We start from the raw sequence: 19,456 nt of genomic DNA, 5'->3' as shown, positions 1-19,456 counted from the left end.
ACGGGGTGAGCAGAGCCTGCACCACGAAGAATGGTGTGTGCGACGTCGAACGTCGCACACACCATCGGGGCAAGCAGCCCGGATGCGCGGAAGCTCGGGGGCCCGGAGCCTTGGAGGCGCGGAAGCCCCGCAGCCGGAGACCCGGACCCGGAAGCCCGAGCCCTCCCGGAGAGAAGACTCGCAGCCCCGAAGCCCCGAAGCCCCGGAGCCAGGGAAACCCGGACCCCCGGCGAGGTTGCCCGCTTACTTCTTGGCGAGCAGCTCCGGGTAGAACTTCTCGGTTACGTCCGGGTGGGCGCGCAGCCGGCCCTTGAGCATGTTGGCGCCGAAGCTGGAGAGCATCGGGTTGGTCGGGTCGTCGGTGCGGCCGCGGGAGCTGGCCTTGAGCTCGTCGGGCAGCGGGACCGGGTCGATCACGGCATCCAGGCGCGGCGACCAGAAGAACGGCACGGAGTAGCGGTCCACGCCGGGCGGCGGAGCCTGCACGCGGTGGACGGTGGCGGTGATGTAGCCGTCGGTGGCCACCTCCAGCATTTCGCCCAGGTTCACCACCAGGGCGCCCTCGATCGGCTCGACCGGCAGCCACTCGTCGGACTCCGGCGGTCGCACTTCAAGCCCGCCGACCATGTCCTGCAGCAGCAGGGTGACGAAGCCGTAGTCGGCGTGCACGCCCACGCCCTGGTCGCCGGCCTCCTCGACGACGCCGCCCACGTAGTGGACCAGCTTGCCCATCCAGTGCGGGGTGCCGGCGAACGGCTCGTCGAAGTAATCCTCCGGCAGGCCCAGCCCGACGCCGATGGCCGAGAGCAGGTCATGGCCCACGGTGGACATCAGCTCGGCCCAGGCCATGGCCTTCTCGCGCAGGTCCGGCTGCACGGCATCCGGCCACTGGTTCGGGCCGCGGAGCAGCCAGTACTTCTGGTCCTCGGGGTAGTCGGCGACCGGCTCGCTCTCGGGCGAGTAGTCCAGCTGCTCGCGGGCGTCGGCGCGGCCCTGGGTCCGCTCGGTGCCCATGCGGGTGTAGCCGCGGAAATGCGGGGAGTTTCGGTTGTCCAGCTTCAGCCGTTCTTCCAGCGGCAGCTCGAAGAAGCGCTTGATCGCGTCGAAGAGCTCCGCCACCTGGCCCTCGGCCGCGCCGTAGCCGGTGATCTGGAAGAACCCGACGCGGTGCGCGGCGTCGCGCAGCTGGTCGATGAAGTCCGGGTTGAAGCTGCCGTCCGCCAACCGGGCGGTGCTCATGTCGAGTACTGGAATGCTCCCCTGAAGTGCGTTCATGGAAGGCAGACTAGCACCGGGCCCGGAGTCAATTGTTACGGACGTTACGTTTTGCTGCGGCCGCACGGTTTTGCTTGACTCGCGAGAGAAATGGGCGTGGAATGCGCCCCGTATTTCGCCGTGTTACGCGCCTACAGCGTCTGGGCGATCGCCGCCCACGTCCGCAGGAACGCCGCGCCGGCCTCCTCGTGCACGGCCTTCGGGAAGCCCAGGTGCGCCGCGGTCAGCACCGGGTACGGCTTCTGCGGGACCCCGTCGTCGGGGCGGACGTCCACGTGCAGCACAGCATGCCCGCTGTGGTGCAGCAGGTCGGACATCGCGTAGTCGGTGCGCGAATCGCCCATCGTCCGCCAGGCGTGCGGCACCACGCCGTCCGCGGCCAGCATTTCCAGTGCCCGCTCGGCGCCCAGGTCCTTGCCCAGCTGCACCGATTCGATGTCGGTGGCGATGATGTTCGGGTCCACCCGGTAGTCAATCCGGTCGTCGCTGTCCGGCAGGTGCTGATCGAGGCGGGTGGCACCCATGCCGAACCGGCCCATCAGAGCCAGGACCTCGGCGTCGAACTTTTCCTGCACCTGGCGGTACTCCCGGTTTTCCGTTCCCACCACCTGCTCCACGGAGACCATGGCCCGCTTGCTTTCGTCGAAGAACATGTGGGTGGAGTAACCGGAGCTGACCAACTTGCGCACCTCGGCGGCGAACTCCTGCGGCGGGGCCAGCGAATGGTCCACATGGATGGTGCCCGGGCCGGCCGCCGTGAAGCTGAACCAGACGGCGCCCTTTTCGCACACCGCATAGCAGCGCACGCCCGGCGGCATCCCCACGGCCAGCATCGGCTCCATCACCTGCTCCCGGATGAACTGGTCCGACCGTCCGGTGTTGAACACGATCGGCCAGCCGCGTTTGGCCATCACCAGCAGCGAGTGGATGATTCCGGACGGCACCGTGCGGGTCACCGGCGAGGAAACCGGGCCGTCGACGTCCAGCAGCAGGCCGATGGGCGGCTGGTCCGGGCGGGCAGGGAGACCGGCTGTGAGGCTCATGGTCCCAGTATGACGGGGCGGCACGGCGGTTTGCATCCCACCAGTTTTTCCCAAGCCCGCCCGGCAAGGATGAGTGCCTACAGGCATGGGGATGGGAAGCGGTAAAGCAATGACGACGCTCTACGGGGATAGCGCGGTCGTGCCGGGGCCGGACAGCAGCGCGAGCCTGCCGTCCGGCCTTTCGCGCCGTGTTTTTGGGGTACTTGTTGGAGCCGGCGTCGCCGGCGTGGCGGGAGGCGCAGGCCTGCTCACGGCCAGCCATCTGCGGGCGGGCAACCTGGGTTCGGGCGGCGTGGAAACGTCCTTCGGGAGGGTGAAGCTGGTGTCCGCGGAGCGCCAGCATCGGTTGGCGTACGACGGCGGTGTTCCCGCCACGGGTGCGGAGTCCTCCGCGGCGGGGTGGCCGGCAGCGGCCGGCGCCGCTTCGGGTCGGGGCACTGCTTCGGCTGGATCCGGTCACGCCGGCCACGCCGGCCACGGCGCCATCCTGACGGCGGCGCCGCAGCCGGCGAACATGACGTGGGGCGACCACCTGTTGGTGGAGCTGGAGGTGCAGAACGCTTTGGAGGACGAGGTGTTGTTCGCCCCCGGGCAGTTGCGGCTGAAGGTCGGCGACGGCGGTCCGACGGTGACCAACCGGGAATCGGGGGACGCCGTGGCGCTGGCGCCCCTCAGCGCCGAGCGCTTCTGGATCAGCTTCCTGGTGCCGGCGGACGCGCAGCGCTTCTCCGCGGAGTTCACGGATCCGTGGCTGCACGCGGCGCCGTTGCAGCTTGACCTGCCGCGGGTGGCGCTCCGACCCGGGTGGCTGGACGAGAGCGGCCATCATGACTGAGCACGTGCCCGAGCCGGACCGTGGCGCCTTGGGCCGGGACAGCGTGGGCCGGGACAGCGTGGGTCGGGACAGCGTGGGCCGGGACAGCGTAAGCCAGGACAGCTTGGGCCGGGACAGTGCGGGGAAAGCCCACGTCGGGCGCTGGGATTTCGTGAAATACGGGGCAGCAGCCGGACTCGGCGCGCTTGCCCTCGGCGGGACGGGCAGTGCCGCCGCGGCACCGGCAGCGGCCGCTGCGCCGCTGGCAGGGGTGCGGCCCGCCCCAACCCGGCGCTCCGCCGTCGTGCCTATCCCGGGCGTGCTGGACCTCTACATCAACGAGGGCTACCTGAAGATGGTGGATGACTCGCTGGTCTACCACCGCGGTTTCGGCGACCGGCCCACCGGCCTGCGGGACGCCTCGCCGAGCCTGGCCGTGACGCCCAAGGTGTTCACCGCCGACGGGCGGCTGGTGGAGTCGCGGAGCTATCCGCTGGGCGCGGCGCTGCCGCCGCGCGGCACCCCGCAGCCGTACGGCCCGGACCCGGCGAACCCCGGGCAGTATTTCATCCGCCGCAACTACTGGGCCAGCTACTTCCCCGCGCGCACCATCATCGCCGAGGTCGGTTCGACGCTGCGCTTCCGGGTGCACAACCGGCTGGCCAAGGACCATGAGTTTGTCCTGCACGACGTCGGACGAGACCACGCGGACGCCCGGACCGGTCCGATTGCGCCGGGCGAGAGCGCACTGCTGGAGCTGCCCTGCCCGCCGGCCGGATCGTACATCTACAGCGATCCGACCAACGCGCCGGTCGAGCGGACCCTCGGCCTCTTCGGCGCGCTCGTGGTGATGGATCCCGTGCACCAGTGGGACATCACGCCCGGCAGGGCAACCTTCGAACGGCAGTGGGTGTGGATCTGCCACGCGGTGGAGTCGAACTGGGCTGCCACCGAGGCCGCCGGCGGCACCGTGGATCCGCTGAAAACCAAGGCCGTACCGCGGTACTTCACGCTCAACGGGCGCAGCGGCTACGAGTCGCTGGCGATGACCCGGAACGAGGCGCTCAACCTGGCCAGCGACGAGGAAACCCTGGTCTCCGGGTATCCGCGACAGCTCGATGTGCGCCAGTTTGGCGAAGGCAACACCGCCGGCACCCTCCGCGGCGGCCAGTTGGTGCGGCTGATCAACCCCGGAATCGTGTACCACCAGATCCACTTCCACGGGAACCACCTGTGGACCGTGCGGCGGAACAACTACCACTGGCCGCGCCGCGACGGGTACGTGGACAAGCAGGGCCACGTGGTGCTGCAGCAGTGGGAGGACGTGGTGGAGCTGCAGCCGATGGACCGCAAGGACTGCATCATGCCGGTCAAGCGGCCGCCGGATGCCCTTGATCCGGTCTGGTACGCCCGGACCACCGACTGGGAGTACCCGATGCACTGCCACGCCGAGCCCTCGCAAACCGCCGCGGGCGGAATGTATCCGGGCGGGCTGGTGGCGCACTGGAACCTGAAGGCACCGATTCCCGGGGAGGGATGATGAGCAACCTGAGAGTCCCCTTGCGCTCCGATAACCAAGCCGCGAAACGGGCCGAAGAGCAGCGCAAGCGGGCCGAGTCCGAGCGGAAGCAGGAGGAAGCTGCCCGTCGGCGCGAGGAGGACCGGAAGAAGCGGGAAGCCGAACAACGGAACAAGAAGACGGCGGATAACCGCAAAGGCGGGGCCAGGTCCACACCCAGCGCGACGCCGAAACCGAAACCGACCGCGACACCGAAACCGAAAGCGACCGCGACGCCGAAACCGACCGCATCCCCAAGACCCACCGCAAAGCCCAAGCCGTCGGCGACGCCCCGGCCCACGGCGACGACGGCGCCCACGGTGGAACCGACCACCTCGCCCACGGGCAATCCCACCGCCGCACCGACGCCGAAGCCCACCAACGAGCCCACGGAGGCACCGACGTCGTCCCCCACCGCGGAACCGACCCAGCCGACCGGGCAGCCGACGCCGAGCCCGCGTCCCACCAGCGACGACGACCGCCCGCGCCACCGCTTCCGGAGCCAGGTGGACTTCAGCTCCGACCAGTTGGACCTGGACCGCCCGGTCACGGAGTTCCGGCAGACGCCGCATTCGTCTGTCTACCTGGAGGTCTTCAACCGGGACCTGCGGTTCGACGACGGCGCGCAGTTCGAGATGTGGAGCTTTGACTCGCGGGAATCGGGCCGCGGCTTTCCCGGCCCGCTGATCCGGCCGCTGGAAGGGCAGATTTTCCACGCCACCGTGCATCCCTCGATGGGGCCGCACACCATCCACTGGCACGGGCTGGAACCCGACCCGCGCAACGACGGTGTCGGCCACACCTCATTCGAGATCGGCGGCACGTACACGTACCAGTGGGCGCCGGAACCGGGCCGGCCCGGAGATCCCAACTACGGCGCGGCCGGCACCTACTTCTACCACTGCCACGTCAACACCGTGCTGCACGCGCAGATGGGGATGTTCGGCCCCGTGATCGTGGATCCGGTGGTGCACCCCGACTATCCGGTGACGCCTGGGGCGCGGCGGGCGTTCGTGGACGGGCCGGAGTACGACATCGACACCGAGTCCATGCTGATCCCGTACTCGGTGGATCCACGCTGGCACGAAATGCACCACGCCGCCGGGCTGTCCGGGGAGGACGTGGGGCTGAACCGGTACGAGCCCAGGCACTTCTACCTGATGGGCGGCGAGCTGATCCGCCGGCGCTCCGGCGACAACCGGGTGTGGAGCCTGTCGGCGCTGCGGGCCAACGTTGCCGGCGGTGAGAAGAAGCCAACGCTGCTGCGCATCCTGAACGCCAACTACCTTCCCAACCGCATGTACTTCACGGCCGTGGACGGGGAGCCGGTGCGGATGGCCGAGCTGGTCGCCCACGACGGCCGGCCGTTCCGTGACACCTCCGTACCGGGTGCGCCGTCACCGACGTGCCGGGAGGCCGGGTACCCGCTCATGACCGACGTACTGGCCTTCGGCGCGGCCGAGCGGTACGACGTGATGCTGCATCCGCCGGAGCGGGGGGAGTACCGGCTGCGGGTCGAGTGGGAGGACTGGATCACCGGCGAGACCGTGGGCGTCCGCGAAGTGCCCATCACCGCGGCCTGACGGCGGTAGGCGCGGACACCGCAGCCTCCCAGGCGGGAGACGCCAGACACCGCGGCCTGCCAGGCCGGAAGCGCCAGACACGCCCAACACGTGCGCCCCCCCCGGACAGTAACCTTTTGGCTACGGGTCCGCGGCACGCTGGGGCGCACGTTTCCTTCGTGGGCCGACTTCCTTAGGCTGGGTTCGTGATCTTCAAAGCCGTGGGCGACAGCCGCCCCTACCCCGAACATGGCCACGTCAGCCCCAAGGATTGGGCCGAGGTGCCGCCGCGCCAAGTGCGCCTGGACGAGCTGATCACCACCAAGTCAACGCTTAACCTCGATGCCCTGCTGGCCGAGGACTCCACGTTCTTCGGGGACCTGTTCCCGCACGTGGTGCAGTGGCAGGGGAACCTTTATCTGGAAGACGGGCTGCACCGCGCGGTCCGCACGGCGCTCCACCAGAGGGCCGTGCTGCATGCCAGGGTCCTGGTGGTCGATGACTGAAACCAGCGTTCCGCCGCCACCCCGACGCAAGCCCAAGCAGATACTGAGCTGGCAGGGCCAGCGCGTCATCACCGAAGAGGATCTTGACCGCGTCTTCGTCGACGACGGCAATGTGGAGAGGCCGCACATTTACCACCGGCGGATCCTGCACGGTGTGGTGTTGGTGCTGCTGGTCGGCCTGGTCATCGCCGCGGTGCTCGCCGCCCTTGCCGTCGCCCGCGGCGATCTGAAGGTCCCCGGCTGGGGTCCGCCGCCGCCCCCGGAACCGGTCACCTGCCCCACCGGCACCTACGACTACCCGGACAACGGTTCGTTCCGGCTTAACGTCTACAACGGCACGCAGCTGGAGGGCCTGGGCAGCAAGGTGGCCGCCGCGTTGTCCGACCGCGGCTACGACATCGGCTCGGTGGGCAACAAGACCTTGAGCATCTACGGGATGAGCGCCGTGGTCGTGTCGGGCAAGGCCGGCGAAGCCAACGCCTTCAATCTGCAGCGGAACATCCCTGACTCGGAATACGTGGCCGACGACCGCACCGACGACAGCGTGGACGTGGTGGTCGGCGCCGGCTACAAGGAACTCGTGCCGGCCAACCGGGTGGACCAGACACCGGGGACGCTGAGCTGCCCGCGGCTGTCGCCCACTCCCAGCGAACCGGCGGAGCAACAGTAGCGCTTCCAGTACGACGGCGGAGCCTGGCCGGGGTGCCCGCCGCACCGCCGCGAGGGGTGGTTTAGGCGCCGACTGTGCCGGCGGCGCCCTTCCGGCGGCCGTGCGCGAAGTAGTAGAGCACGGTGGTCAGCACCATCACCACGGCCAGCAGGGCGTACATGCCCGGGTAGTCGAGAACCGGAACCAGCGTGCCCAGGATGATGGGTCCGAGCCCGGAGCCGACGTCGAGCATCAGGAAGAAGGTGGAGGTGGCCGTGCCAATGCGTATGGACGGCGACACCTTCACCGCGATCGCCTGCGCGCCGGACATGACGGTGCCGAAGCCGATGCCGCTGAAGATCGCCGAGCCGATGATGGTCAGGAGGGTGGGGTCCGGGATCAGCAGCGCCAACCCCAGCACGAAGGAAATCAGTGTGGGGTACATGACGCTGTTGTCGCCGCGGCGGTCCTGGATCCGGCCGGCAAACAGGCGGGTGACCAGTACCGCCCCGGCGTAGACCAGGAAGAAGACGCTGGCCGCGGCGGTGGAACCCCGCGACTCCGCGTAGGAGGTCAGGAAGATCAGGATGCCGGAGTAGGAGGCCCCGGCCAGCAGGATGATGCAGGAGATGGGCAGGGCCGCCGTCTCGAAAATATCGCTCAGGCTCATCCGGAACCGGCCGGACCGCTTCGCCGCGGGCAGCTCCGGCACCCGCAGGAACAGGGCCACCACCAGGGCAACCACGGAGGAGGCGGCGCAGAAGTAGAACATGGCGTCGTAGTTGCCCAGCCCCGCCAGCAGCACGCCCACGAACGGGCCCACCGCCGTCGAGAGCGTGGTGGACAGGCCAAAGTACCCGGTTCCCTCGCCGCGCCGGGTGTGGGGGATGAGGGTCTGGGCCGAGGCCGCCACCGCGGTGGTGCCCGCACCGAAGGCCATGCCGTGCACGATGCGGAGCACCAGCAGCCAGGCCAGCGAGCCGGTGGGAATGTACAGCAGCGAGGCGGCCACGAACACCGCCATGGTCACCAGGATCATCTTCCGGCGGCCCACGACGTCCAGCAACCGGCCGGCGAAGATCCGCGCGATGACCGAACCGAGCACGAACGCGCTGGACGTGAAGCCGGCTGCGGTGTCGGAGGCCTGGAACCGGTCCACGGCGTAGAGCGCCATGGTGGTCATCAGCATGTAGAAGACCAGGGAGATGAACAGGTTGACGACGATGGCCAGAATAAAGTTCTTGGTCCAGAGCCTCGTCGGTTGCTGATCCATCCCGCTATCAGTCCTCTCTCAATCGGGCCGAAGCCTCGGCCAGCCATTGCCAGTACATGCACCTGCGCACGCGGAGGAACCGCAGGTGCGCAGCCAGGGGTGCTTCGCCGCGGTCGTCCAGGGGACGGCGGTCGCCACAGTTAAGGGAAGCGGACCTTCGCGGGCCGGCCGTATGCCGCCAGGCGATGCAAAAGGGTCCGTGGCAGAATCCTCGGCGACGAGGTGCCAAGCCTTTTCACTCTACTGCGGGTCCCTGTTTCACGCCGGTGGGCAGCGATATGAGCTTCGACACGGGAAACTCCGGGCTTGGGCGCCCGGCGCACACCCTTCAGCAACCTATCGCTTCGGGAGTAGCATGTCGGCCAAGCGCCGCCAGGGGACCAGCGGCGTGGGAGACCGGTCAGTCAACAGACCCGGGCCCGGTCGGTCAACGGACCTCGGTGGCGGCCGGGGAGCAGAGCGAGGAGCAGGCGATGGGCGAGGCCACTGCGCAGACGCAATCGGCGGAACTGATGGTCGACCTGATCATCTCCCTGGACGGGTACGCCTCGGCCGAGGGCTGGCCCGGCTGGTGGGGGCTGGAGGGCCCGGAGTACCTGGCCTGGCTCGAGCAGGAGGGGGAGAAGGACTATACCTTCCTCATGGGCGCGAACACCTACCGGCTGATGTCCGGCATGTCCGAGGAGGCCGCGTCCGGTGGCTCAAAATACTCGGAGGATGAGGGCGCCAGCCTGACCGGCCTCGCCGCTGTGCCCAAGGTTGTCTTCTCCTCCACCCTGCAGGCGCCGCTGGCCTGGCCAAACTCGGAGCTGGTCACCGGGGACGCCGTCGAGGCGGTGGCGGAGATGAAACGCACCGGGACCGGGCCGCTCAGCACCCTCGGCAGCGTCAGCCTGTGCCGGTCGCTGCTAACCGCGGGCCTCGTGGACAGGTTCCGGCTGGTCGTCTTCCCGGTCATCACGGGCCGCGCCGGCCGGGAGCGGATCTACGACGGCTACCCGGACGTCTCGCTCGAGATGGTGGACAGCAGGATCTTCGACGGCCGGCTCCAGCTGCTCGAGTACGTCCCTACTGTGCTCGACGGCCCGCCGGGCAACCGTCCGTCGTAGGACACAGAAAACCGGCGGGCCGCTCCGGGAAGCAGCCCGCCGGTTTCGCGTAAGTCAGGTCAGTTGCAGCCGTCCGGGCCGCACACCGCGCCGTCGTCGGTCTTCGACTGCGGCAGCACGGTCAACGGGCTGCGCTCGTTCCACGCCTGCCGGATCGCCTGCGCGAACGCCTCGGCGGGCTGCGCCCCGGAGATCCCGTACTTGCGGTCCAGCACGAAGAACGGCACCCCGTTCACGCCGAGCTCGCGCGCCTCGGCGATGTCGGCGCGGACCTCCGCGGCAAAGCGGTCGCCCGCCAGGGTTTCGCGGATCTCCGCTTCGGGAAGACCCAGTTCGACGCCGATGCCCACCAGGTACTCGGCGTCGCCAATGTCTTTGCCCTGCTCGAAATGGCCGGACAGCAGGGCTTCCTTGGCCCGATCCATCACGCCGTGCTCCTTGGCCAGGTGCAGGAAGCGGTGGGCGGTGAAGCTGTTGGCAACCACCACGGAGTCGAAGTCGTAGTTCAGGCCCTCGCCGGCGGCCTGCGCCGTGACGTGGCCGAACATCTGCTTGACCTGGTCCTGGGGCATGCCCTTGATCCGGGACAAGTACTCGGTCTCGGTGCCGTCATAGTGCTCCGGCAGCGTGGGGTCGAGCTGGTAGCTGCGCCATTCGACGTCGATCTGGTCCTTGTGTTCGAAGCCCTCCAGGGCCGTCTCGAAGCGGCGCTTGCCGATGAAGCACCAGGGGCAGGCAATGTCGGACCAGATCTCAATCTTCATGGACACGTCAACAAAGAGTGCGGGCCGGCTATTCCGCGGGGGCCAGCTCGCGGCTGATCCCGGGAGTGAAGGAGGGAGGTTGCGGCCCTTCGGCTGAGGCCGGACGGGGGATAAAGTGTGCTCACCGGCCGAGTGCCTGCTCGCCGGCCAAATACCTGCCCACCGACTCTGGATCAGGAGGGCGACATGGCATCTGACGCACCAGGCGGCACCGGCCACGTGGTGCTGCTCGGCGATTCGGTGTTCGACAACGCTGCCTATGTTGCCGGGGGCCCCGACGTCGTGACGCAGCTTCGGGGGCTGCTGCCGCGCGGGTGGCAGGCCACGCTCCTGGCTCTCGACGGCGCCGTCATCAGCGGGGTCGCCGGCCAGCTCCGCTCCCTCCCGCGGGACGCCACGCACCTGGTGATCAGCGTCGGCGGGAACGACGCCCTGGGATTCGCCTACCTGCTCAATGAACCGGCCGTGTGGGCGGCCGAGGCCCTGGCCATGTTCGCCGATGCCCAGGACAAGTTCGGCGCTGGTTATGCCGGGATGCTGGATGCGGTGGCGGCCACCGGCCTGCCGACGGCAGCCTGCACCATCTACGACACCCCGCCCTCAGGCCCCGACCAGCGGATCATCAGGGCGGCCGCCGCCCTGTTCAACGACCACATCACCCGGGCCGTCTTCTCCCGGGGGCTGGCGCTGGTGGACCTGAGGCTCATCTGTCCGGAAGACGACGACTACGCGAATCCGATCGAGCCTTCCGTCCAGGGCGGACGCAAGATCGCGCACGCCATCAGCGCCTACCTGTTCCCCGAGCAGGCCGCCCCTCGTTCCCTGGTGATCGGGGCCTGAGCTACTGCTCCGCCGGCGTCCGCGACGGTTCCGCGGCCACGTCCACGCCGGTCTCGTCCACCAGCTCCGCGCGGCGCCGCCCGGCGCCCTTGATGCCGAAGCGGTAGGCCACGAACAGCAGGGCGATCCACGCACAGCCCACCAGCAGCGCCACCCGGGTGTCCGGCATGATGCCCAGCAGCACCACGATGAACACCATGAAGCCCAGCGCCAGGTAGGACGCGACGGGCCAGAACGGCACCGGGAATTCCGACGCCGGCAGCCCCTTCCGCGCAATCTCCCGCTTCATCGCGATGTGCGAGAGCAGGATCATCATCCAGACCCACACGGTGGCGAAGGTCGCGATCGACGCAACGATCAGGAACAGGGACTCCGGCAGGAGCGCATTGAGCACGACGCCGGCCAGCAGCACCGCTGCCATCGTCGCCACCGTCATCCACGGCACCCCGTGGCGGGAAATCTTCGCGAAGGCCTTCGGCGCGTGGCCCTGCTCGGCCAGCCCGTACATCATCCGCCCGGCGCCGAACGTGTCGGAGTTGATCGCGGAAATGGCCGCGGTGATCACCACGGCGTTGAGGATGTGCGCGGCCGCCGGGATGCCCAGCATGTCGAAGATCTGCACGAAGGGGCTGGTGGAACCGTCGATCCGGTCCCACGGCGAGATCATCATCAGCACAGCCAGCGTGCAGACGTAGAAGAGCAGGATCCGCACCGGCACCGTGTTGATCGCCCCGGGGATCGCCTTCTTCGGGTTCTTTGCCTCGCCGGCCGTGATGCCGATGGTTTCAATTCCGCCGAAGGCGAACATCACAATGGAGAAGGAGGCCAGCAGCCCCCAGAACCCGTTGGCGAAGAAGCCGCCGGACCCCAGCATGGTCTCCAGTCCCGGGTTGGCGCCGTCCGGCAGCCCGAAGCCGAAGATGATGATCGCGGCGCCGCCGGCAATCATCGCGATGATCGCCGCGACCTTGACCAGCGACAGCCAGAACTCGGTCTCGCCGAACACCCTGACCCTGACCAGGTTGAGGGCGGCGATGAAGAACACGACGGCGAGGATCCAGATCCAGCGCGGCACCTCGGGGAACCAGAAGCCCATGTAGATGCCGAACGCCGTCACGTCCGCGATCGCCACAATGGCCATCTCGAACGCGAACGTCCAGCCGGTGATGAAGCCGGCGAACGGCCCCAGGTAGCGGCTGGCGTACTGGCCGAACGACCCGGAGACCGGGTGCCGCACGGCCATCTCGCCCAGCGCCCGCATGACCAGGAACACCGCGGCGCCGCCGATGGCGTAGGCCAGCAGCACGGCCGGGCCGGCGGCCTGGATCGCTGCGGCCGAGCCGTAGAACAGGCCGGTACCGATCGCGGAGCCGAGGGCCATGAAGCGGATGTGGCGGACAGTCAGGCCACGCGCGAGCGCGGACGCGAATTGCGGCATCGGAGAAACTACCTTGCTGGAGGGAGACGGCCGGTCAGAAAATGCGGCCAATCAATTCTACGCCCCGCCCGCAACCTGCGCGGGCCACCGCCGGTTCCACCCGCACCCCGCTTCGACGGCCGGAAGGGTACGGTCCTTTTGCAGTGGACGGGTCGGCAATGGCAGAATTATGCTGTCCACGACGTCAGGTCGCGGACTTTTTCTGTCTTTGATCTTGAGAGGATCTGATGTCCACTCCCGGTGACAGTCCGGGGCATAGTCCATGCCCCCTGCTGACCCTCGAAAATACTCCGAGAAACGCAGCAGGGGGTGTTTGTAAGTGGAACTAATGTCGATCCTCGGTGGCCTCCTCCTGATAGCTGGCTGTGGCTTGTTCGTTGCGGCCGAGTTCTCCCTGATCACGGTCAACCGCAACGCGGTCAGGGACGCCGCAACCGCCGGCGACAAGAAATCCGTCGGTGTCTTGAAGGCGATGAACACGCTGTCCACCCAGCTGTCCGGCGCCCAATTGGGCATCACGCTGACCAACCTCGGCATCGGCTTCCTCGCCGAACCGGCGATTGCCGTCCTCGTATTGGGCCCGCTCATGGATGCAGGGCTGGCGGAGCCGGCAGCCCGCTCCGTTTCCATCACTATCGCCTTGGTTCTGGCAACGGTCTTGACCATGGTCTTCGGCGAGTTGGTTCCGAAGAACCTGGCGATCGCCAAACCACTGGCCACCGCACGCGCCGTTTCAGGCTTCCAGCGCGGATTCAGTGCCGCGACCAAGCCACTGCTCGTGTTCTTCAATGGCACGGCCAACAAACTGGTCCGGGCGATGGGCATTGAGCCGCAGGAAGAACTCGCGTCCGCCCGTTCCGCCGAGGAGCTGACCGTTCTGGTGCGCCATTCGGCCCGGCAGGGTGTACTGCCGGTGGAGACCGCCGAACTGGTCCGCCGGTCGTTCGCGTTCGGGGCCCGCCGTGGCCACGACGCCATGACTACCCGAACGCGGATAGTTTCTGTCGCCCCCGATCAGAGCGTTCAGGAGATGCTCGACATCGCCGCTGCCAGCGGCCACTCACGCTTCCCCGTCATGGAGCCCGGTTCCCATGAGGTGCTGGGTATCGTGCATATCCGGCGCGGCCTGGCCGTGCCCTTTCCCGACCGCGGCCGCCGCACCGTCACCGAGATCATGGATGCCCCTACGCTGATCCCGGACACCGTTGAACTCGACGACCTGATGGACACGCTGCGGGCCGGCGGCCTCCAGATGGCAATTTTGATCGATGAGACCGGTGACGTCGCTGGTCTGATCACCTTGGAGGACCTCGTCGAGGAGCTCGTGGGTGAAGTCTTGGACGAACACGACCCCGACGACGGCAGTAGTGAACGGCTGCCCTTCGGTGTGTGGCGTCTCGACGGCGCGCTGCGCCCCGATGAGGCGACAGAGATCTTGGGTCACGCCATTCCGGACGGCACCGAGTACGACACCATCGCCGGCCTGTTTACCCTCCATCTGGGCCGTATCGCCGAGCCCGGAGACACCGTCGAGCTGGTGACGGAGCAGTCCCATGGCCGCCCGGCAGCCAAAATCGAGCTGCGCGTCGAGGAGATGGACGGTGCAAGGATTTCGAAGCTCCTGGCCACCGCCACGCCCCTTGGAACCGAAGAAGAGGGCCGCTAAATGGATGCCACCGGAATCATTCTGACCATCGTCCTGCTCGCCGCGAACTTCTTCTTCGTCGGCGCCGAATTCTCCCTCATCGCCGCACGCCGAAGCATTATCGAACCCCGGGCAGAGCAAGGCGGACGGGCCGCCAAAATGACCCTGTGGGCCATCGAGAACGTCTCGCTCATGATGGCCGGCGCGCAGTTGGGCATCACCGTCTGCTCCCTGGCGCTGGGCTACGTCACGAAACCCATGGTGGTTTACGCCCTCGAAGGGCCCTTCAGCGCCTGGGGAGTCCCGGCCGCCTTGATCGACCCGATCGCCTACGCCATTGCCTTGAGCGTCGTGACGTTCCTGCACGTGGTCCTCGCCGAGATGGTGCCGAAGAACATCGCCTTGGCCGGACCTGAGCGGATGGCCTTTGTCCTGGGCCCGGTGCTCGTCGTCGTCGTACGCATCCTGCAACCGCTGCTGTGGTGCATGAATGCCATCGGCAACGGGATTCTGCGCCTGTTCAAGGTGGAACCCAAGAACGAGGTCGCCAGCACCTTCACCCGCGACGAGGTGGCAGGCCTGGTCGAGGAATCACGCGAGGGCGGGCTGCTGGACAAGCAGGATGAACGGCTCCTGCTCGGCGCCCTGACGTTCGAAGAACGGTCGGTCGAGAGCATCGTGATCCCGCTCAGCAAGGTCACCACCCTTCCGTCCGGATGCACCCCGGAGCAGATCGAACAGGTTGCCGCCAACGGCTTTTCCCGCTTCCCGGTTCAGTCCGCCACAGGGGAACTGGACGGATACGTCCACGTCAAGGACCTGCTCAAGCTCGACGCCACGGCCAGGAACCGGCCGTTGCTGGCCAGCCTGGTCCGCGCCCTGCCGCAGGTGAACCTGAACGCTGCGCTGCGTTCCTCGTTGCACCGCATGCAGCGCGAAGGGGCACACCTGGCGCTTGCCATCGACGGCTCCGGCCGCCCGTACGGCATTGTGACGCTCGAGGACATGCTGGAAGAGCTCGTCGGACAGATCCGCGACGACAGCCGAAGCACCCGCGCCTGAAACGGCAGGGCAGCCGGGGACCTGAAGCTGCATAGGGGAGAGGCTGCTCCGGTCCGCGGTGGGCTCGCCGAGTCGGGCGTTGAGCCGGACTCGGCGAGCCGTGCTCCGACGTCCGCAAGAGAATCTACGCCAAACCCTTGACCCTATGTCCAAAGCAGGACTAACCTGCAACCAAATGGTTGTAGATCAAGTCAGTGACCTCGAGTTGGACCGCCTCTTCCAGGCGCTCGCCGACGCTACCCGCCGCGACATCGTCGCCCGGGTACTCACCGGCGAGTTCTCGGTGTCGGGTCTGGCGGCGGGGTACAGGATGAGTTTCGCCGCGGTACAGAAACACGTCGCGGTCTTGGAACGGGCTTCCCTGGTGGTTAAGGAGAAGCGCGGAAGGGAGCAGATGGTGCGGCCTCATCCTGAAGGAGTGCGGAGAGCGCGTCGCCTGCTCGACGAATACGAGATGCTCTGGCGCCAACGCGTTGACCGGATCCAGGACATTCTCGCCAAGGGATAGGAAGGACACCGACATGCCGATTACCGACACCAAACAGGACCTCGAGGGCCTGACATTCACCATCGTGGCCGAGTTCGACGCACCCGTCGAGCGGGTCTGGCAGCTCTGGGCAGATCCGCGCCAGTTGGAACGCTGGTGGGGACCGCCCGAGTGGCCCGCCACTTTCGACAAGCACGAGTTCTCTCCCGGCGGCAGAGCCAACTACTACATGACCGGTCCGGACGGCGAGACATCCGGCGGCTGGTGGAAAATCACCGCGATCGAGGCCCCGCACCGGCTGGTCTTCGAGGACGGGTTTGCCGACGACGACGGCGAGCCGGTGGCGGACATGGGCACCACCTACGCCACCGTGACGCTGGAATCCATCGACGGCCGCACCCGGATGACCACCGAGTCCAGGTTTGAGTCCGCGGAGCAGTTGGAAAAGATGCTCGAGATGGGGATGGTCGAGGGCGTGCAGGGGGCCATAGGCCAGATCGACGCCATCCTTGCCGAGTCCGCGTCCGTCTGAGCCCGGGCATCCCGCGAGCGAAAGGAGCACCCGTGTCACTCGTGCCATCCGGCCAGCCCGCCGTCCTGGCGTTGCCGACGGCGGACCGCCGCACATCGTTCGATTTCTACCGGGCACTCGGCCTGGCTGCCGTCGGTGAACCCGCCGACGACGGCATCCCCGAGCCCCTGCAGTTCGAGGTGAACGCCGGCCTGCGGCTGATGTTTGTGCCGCACGGAGGCTTCGGCTGGGTCACCGCCAACCGGCCGATGGCCGCCGGCGACCAGACGGAATGCCTGCTGGGCCTGCCGGTCTCCTCGCCGGAGGAGGTGGACGCCACAATCGACGCGGCACTCCATGCCGGGGCGAAAGTCGTCATGGAACCTGGCCGGCAGCCGTGGGGTTACTCGGCCGTCTTCGCCGACCCCGACGACCACCTCTGGCAGGTCACCGCCTCCTAGTCCGACAGAGGCAATGCCGGGTGTGGCTCCTGCTACGGGAGCCGCACCCGGCCTTCGTCCTGCGCGCCGACGGTGGCACCATCCGGGCGACGCCCCGGCGTCGTAGGCTACGAACATGGCCATCATCTACGACGCAGTGCTGAAACCCACCAAGCTCGAGCTTCTGGCCGCGTGGTTGCCCGGGCAGCCGTGGTTCCGGGAACTCGGGGCAGACGCCGCCGAGCTGGAGCACCTTGGTGCCTTCCGCTTCGACGATCCGGACGGGGAAGTCGGCATGGAAACCCACCTGGTCCGGGCCGGCGACGGTCCGGTGCTGCATGTCCCGTTGACCTACCGCGGCGCGCCCCTGCCCGGCGCCGAACAGTTCCTTGCCGGGACCATGGACCACTCGGTGCTCGGCGACCGCTGGATCTACGACGCCTGCGCCGACCCGGTTTATGCCGCCGCGCTGGCCACGGTCATCATCCAGGGCGGTGCCGGCGCGGAGGTGTTCCGCGACGTGGACGGGAAGCTTGAGCCGGCGACCGGCGCCCTCCCGGTGCGCGGCAGCGGCGGTCCCGGCGGCATCGTCCCCACCACGACGACGGCGGTGCCCACCACCGAGGGCAGCGTCACCACCATCGACGCCAGCCCGCTGACGCTGACCGTCTACCGCACTCCGGGTTCCGGGGAGCGGCCGGGCACCGCCCTGACCCTGACCTGCTCGCTGGCTGAGCAGCCGCTGATTCTCGCCTCGGCCTGGTAAACCGGCGGCGGGACTGGAAAATGCCTTCGTCAGAGAAGACCCGCAATACGTGGTGCTCGATTTGACCCGCGGGAGGCGCGCCGGATAGGTTTTCGTGGCGTAGCTCACCAGCCAGCCCGTACGGGCGAGGGGAGCCTGCAATCGGCCTGACCGGATGGCGATGGAGCCATTGCCCGGCCGTCCAAACGGAAACTTCCGCAGATGCGCAGTCCCACCCTAAGGAACACATGAGCACCGCGAGCACCACCAACGAACCGCACCTCCAGCGGTCCTTGTCCAACCGTCACATCCAGTTAATCGCCATCGGCGGCGCGATCGGTACCGGGCTCTTCATGGGCTCGGGCAAGACGATTTCCGTCGCCGGCCCCTCGGTCATCTTCGTGTACATGATCATCGGCTTCATGCTCTTCTTCGTCATGCGGGCGATGGGCGAGCTGTTGCTGAGCAACACCGAGTACAAGAACTTCGGCGACTTCGCCGGCGACATCCTGGGGCCGTGGGCGGCGTTCTTCACCGGCTGGACGTATTGGTTCTGCTGGGTGGTCACCGGCATCGCCGACGTCGTCGCGATCGCCCACTACGTGGCGTTCTGGTGGCCGGACCTGCCGCTGTGGATCCCGGCGCTCGCCTGCATCCTGCTGCTGCTCGCGCTGAACCTGCCCACCGTGCGGGCCTTCGGTGAGACCGAATTCTGGTTCGCGCTGATCAAGATCGTCGCCATCATGGCCCTGATCGTCGTCGGGCTGGTCATGATCATCACCGGCTTCGAACACGACGGCGCCCGCGCCTCCTTCGGGAACCTGTGGGAGCACGGCGGAATGTTCCCCACCGGCTTCATGGGCTTCGTGGCCGGGTTCCAGATCGCCGTGTTCGCGTTCGTCGGGATCGAACTGGTCGGCACCACCGCCGCCGAGACCAAGGACCCGGAAAAGAACCTGCCGCGGGCGGTGAACTCCATCCCGATCCGCATCCTGATTTTCTACGTAGGCGCCCTCATCATCCTGATGGCAGTCCAGCCGTGGACGAATTTCAACGCCGACGAATCCCCGTTCGTGGGCATGTTCGCCCTCGCCGGCCTCGTCGGTGCGGCCGGCGTCGTGAACTTCGTGGTGCTCACTTCGGCGACATCGTCGGCAAACTCGGGGATCTACTCGACGTCGCGCATGATCTACGGCCTCTCGCTGGAGGGGGATGCTCCGAAGCGCTTCGGCAAGCTCTCCAGCCGCGGTGTGCCGCGCAGCGCGCTGCTGTTCTCCTGCATGTTCCTGCTCGCCGGCGTGGTCCTGCTCTACGCGGAGGGCAGCGTTTCCGAGGCGTTCACCATGGTCACCACCGTCTCGGCGCTCTGCTTCATGTTCGTCTGGACCATCATCCTGGTGAGCTACATCGTGTACCGCCGCCGCCGGCCGCAGTTGCACGAGGCCAGCAAGTTCAAGATGCCGGGCGGCTCGTTCATGCCCTACGTGGTCATGGCCTTCTTCGCCTTCATCCTGTGGGCGCTGACCACCCAGCCGGACACGTTGGCGGCCCTGCTGTTCACCCCGGTCTGGTTCGTCGCGCTCGGCATCGGCTACCTGTGGCTGCGCCGCAACCCGGAGCACACCGCCATCCGCGCGGCCCACGACGCCAAGGTCGCCGAGGAAAAGGCGGCGCTCGAAGGCCGCGAGGACGCAATGGCCGGCCAGCGCTAGCGGAGCCGGCTGCCAGCTTCACA

General features: G+C 67.7%; 19 protein-coding genes. 14 read left to right on the top strand and 5 right to left on the bottom strand.

The window, feature by feature from the left end; genetic code table 11:
• Positions 1 to 243: 243 nt before the first annotated feature.
• Both AC5RVS_RS01605 and AC5RVS_RS01600 read right to left on the bottom strand, forming a co-directional pair.
• On the bottom strand, positions 244 to 1,275 hold the full coding sequence (locus tag AC5RVS_RS01605) for an isopenicillin N synthase family dioxygenase (RefSeq protein ID WP_494106866.1): 1,032 nt from the start codon (positions 1,273 to 1,275) through the stop codon (positions 244 to 246).
• Positions 1,276 to 1,406: 131 nt separating this feature from the next.
• Positions 1,407 to 2,318: a hypothetical protein gene (locus AC5RVS_RS01600; protein WP_494106865.1), complete on the bottom strand. Its 912-nt coding sequence runs from the start codon at positions 2,316 to 2,318 to the stop codon at positions 1,407 to 1,409.
• A gap of 73 nt (positions 2,319 to 2,391) precedes the next feature.
• Between AC5RVS_RS01600 and AC5RVS_RS01595 the strand changes: the two genes are divergently transcribed.
• The 5 genes from AC5RVS_RS01595 to AC5RVS_RS01575 all read left to right on the top strand — a co-directional run bounded on the left by AC5RVS_RS01595 (position 2,392) and on the right by AC5RVS_RS01575 (position 7,428).
• The gene (locus AC5RVS_RS01595) at positions 2,392 to 3,153 is read left to right on the top strand and encodes a hypothetical protein (RefSeq protein WP_494106864.1); all 762 of its coding nucleotides are present in this window, start codon (positions 2,392 to 2,394) and stop codon (positions 3,151 to 3,153) included.
• Positions 3,146 to 4,672 carry a multicopper oxidase domain-containing protein gene (locus tag AC5RVS_RS01590; RefSeq protein WP_494106863.1) on the top strand — a complete coding sequence of 509 codons (1,527 nt, stop codon included), beginning with the start codon at positions 3,146 to 3,148 and terminating at the stop codon, positions 4,670 to 4,672. Before AC5RVS_RS01595 ends, AC5RVS_RS01590 begins: the two co-directional genes overlap by 8 nt.
• Positions 4,672 to 6,273 carry a multicopper oxidase domain-containing protein gene (locus tag AC5RVS_RS01585; RefSeq protein ID WP_494106862.1) on the top strand — a complete coding sequence of 534 codons (1,602 nt, stop codon included), beginning with the start codon at positions 4,672 to 4,674 and terminating at the stop codon, positions 6,271 to 6,273. The genes AC5RVS_RS01590 and AC5RVS_RS01585 overlap by 1 nt, the downstream gene beginning before the upstream one ends.
• Before the next feature lie 185 nt (positions 6,274 to 6,458).
• The gene (locus tag AC5RVS_RS01580) at positions 6,459 to 6,758 is read left to right on the top strand and encodes a type II toxin-antitoxin system VapB family antitoxin (RefSeq protein ID WP_493977152.1); all 300 of its coding nucleotides are present in this window, start codon (positions 6,459 to 6,461) and stop codon (positions 6,756 to 6,758) included.
• A complete protein-coding gene (locus tag AC5RVS_RS01575) occupies positions 6,751 to 7,428 on the top strand; it encodes a LytR C-terminal domain-containing protein (RefSeq protein ID WP_494106861.1) in 678 nt (225 codons plus the stop codon). Before AC5RVS_RS01580 ends, AC5RVS_RS01575 begins: the two co-directional genes overlap by 8 nt.
• A 61-nt stretch (positions 7,429 to 7,489) precedes the next feature.
• Here the strand turns inward: AC5RVS_RS01575 and AC5RVS_RS01570 are convergent, their stop codons facing one another.
• On the bottom strand, positions 7,490 to 8,680 hold the full coding sequence (locus AC5RVS_RS01570; protein ID WP_494106860.1) for an MFS transporter: 1,191 nt from the start codon (positions 8,678 to 8,680) through the stop codon (positions 7,490 to 7,492).
• 473 nt (positions 8,681 to 9,153) lie between these two features.
• Between AC5RVS_RS01570 and AC5RVS_RS01565 the strand changes: the two genes are divergently transcribed.
• The gene (locus tag AC5RVS_RS01565; RefSeq protein ID WP_494106859.1) at positions 9,154 to 9,789 is read left to right on the top strand and encodes a dihydrofolate reductase family protein; all 636 of its coding nucleotides are present in this window, start codon (positions 9,154 to 9,156) and stop codon (positions 9,787 to 9,789) included.
• A gap of 59 nt (positions 9,790 to 9,848) precedes the next feature.
• On the opposite strand, the gene AC5RVS_RS01560 is transcribed toward AC5RVS_RS01565, so the two are convergent.
• Positions 9,849 to 10,553, bottom strand: coding sequence for a DsbA family oxidoreductase (locus AC5RVS_RS01560; RefSeq protein ID WP_494107294.1), 705 nt, complete (start codon positions 10,551 to 10,553; stop codon positions 9,849 to 9,851).
• Between the two features lie 186 nt (positions 10,554 to 10,739).
• Here AC5RVS_RS01560 and AC5RVS_RS01555 point away from each other — a divergent pair, with 186 nt between their 5' ends.
• Positions 10,740 to 11,393, top strand: coding sequence for a GDSL-type esterase/lipase family protein (locus AC5RVS_RS01555; RefSeq protein ID WP_494106858.1), 654 nt, complete (start codon positions 10,740 to 10,742; stop codon positions 11,391 to 11,393).
• Between the two features lies 1 nt (position 11,394).
• Here AC5RVS_RS01555 and AC5RVS_RS01550 read toward each other — a convergent pair whose 3' ends face one another.
• Positions 11,395 to 12,831, bottom strand: a complete 1,437-nt coding sequence (locus tag AC5RVS_RS01550) for an amino acid permease (protein ID WP_494106857.1) — start codon at positions 12,829 to 12,831, stop codon at positions 11,395 to 11,397.
• A gap of 319 nt (positions 12,832 to 13,150) precedes the next feature.
• On the opposite strand from AC5RVS_RS01550, the gene AC5RVS_RS01545 reads away from it, so the two are divergent.
• From AC5RVS_RS01545 to cycA, 7 genes are all read left to right on the top strand, one after another.
• Positions 13,151 to 14,497 carry a hemolysin family protein gene (locus tag AC5RVS_RS01545; protein WP_494106856.1) on the top strand — a complete coding sequence of 449 codons (1,347 nt, stop codon included), beginning with the start codon at positions 13,151 to 13,153 and terminating at the stop codon, positions 14,495 to 14,497.
• Complete coding sequence (locus AC5RVS_RS01540) at positions 14,498 to 15,538, top strand: hemolysin family protein (RefSeq protein ID WP_494106855.1); 1,041 nt, start codon at positions 14,498 to 14,500, stop codon at positions 15,536 to 15,538. It begins immediately after the preceding gene.
• Positions 15,539 to 15,713: 175 nt separating this feature from the next.
• Positions 15,714 to 16,046: an ArsR/SmtB family transcription factor gene (locus AC5RVS_RS01535; protein ID WP_493988624.1), complete on the top strand. Its 333-nt coding sequence runs from the start codon at positions 15,714 to 15,716 to the stop codon at positions 16,044 to 16,046.
• A 13-nt stretch (positions 16,047 to 16,059) separates the two neighbouring features.
• Entirely contained in the window at positions 16,060 to 16,557 is a 498-nt protein-coding gene (locus tag AC5RVS_RS01530) for an SRPBCC family protein (protein ID WP_494106854.1), read from the top strand.
• A gap of 32 nt (positions 16,558 to 16,589) precedes the next feature.
• A complete protein-coding gene (locus tag AC5RVS_RS01525) occupies positions 16,590 to 16,997 on the top strand; it encodes a VOC family protein (protein WP_493988626.1) in 408 nt (135 codons plus the stop codon).
• Between the two features lie 115 nt (positions 16,998 to 17,112).
• Entirely contained in the window at positions 17,113 to 17,742 is a 630-nt protein-coding gene (locus AC5RVS_RS01520; protein WP_494106853.1) for a CG0192-related protein, read from the top strand.
• A gap of 227 nt (positions 17,743 to 17,969) precedes the next feature.
• The gene (gene cycA, locus AC5RVS_RS01515; RefSeq protein ID WP_494106852.1) at positions 17,970 to 19,433 is read left to right on the top strand and encodes a D-serine/D-alanine/glycine transporter; all 1,464 of its coding nucleotides are present in this window, start codon (positions 17,970 to 17,972) and stop codon (positions 19,431 to 19,433) included.
• The last annotated feature ends 23 nt before the right edge of the window (positions 19,434 to 19,456 follow it).

The organism is Arthrobacter sp. Y3221048, from assembly GCF_059092685.1.
Note: the sequence above shows the minus strand (reverse complement) of the source record. Positions and strands in the feature narration are given on the sequence as shown.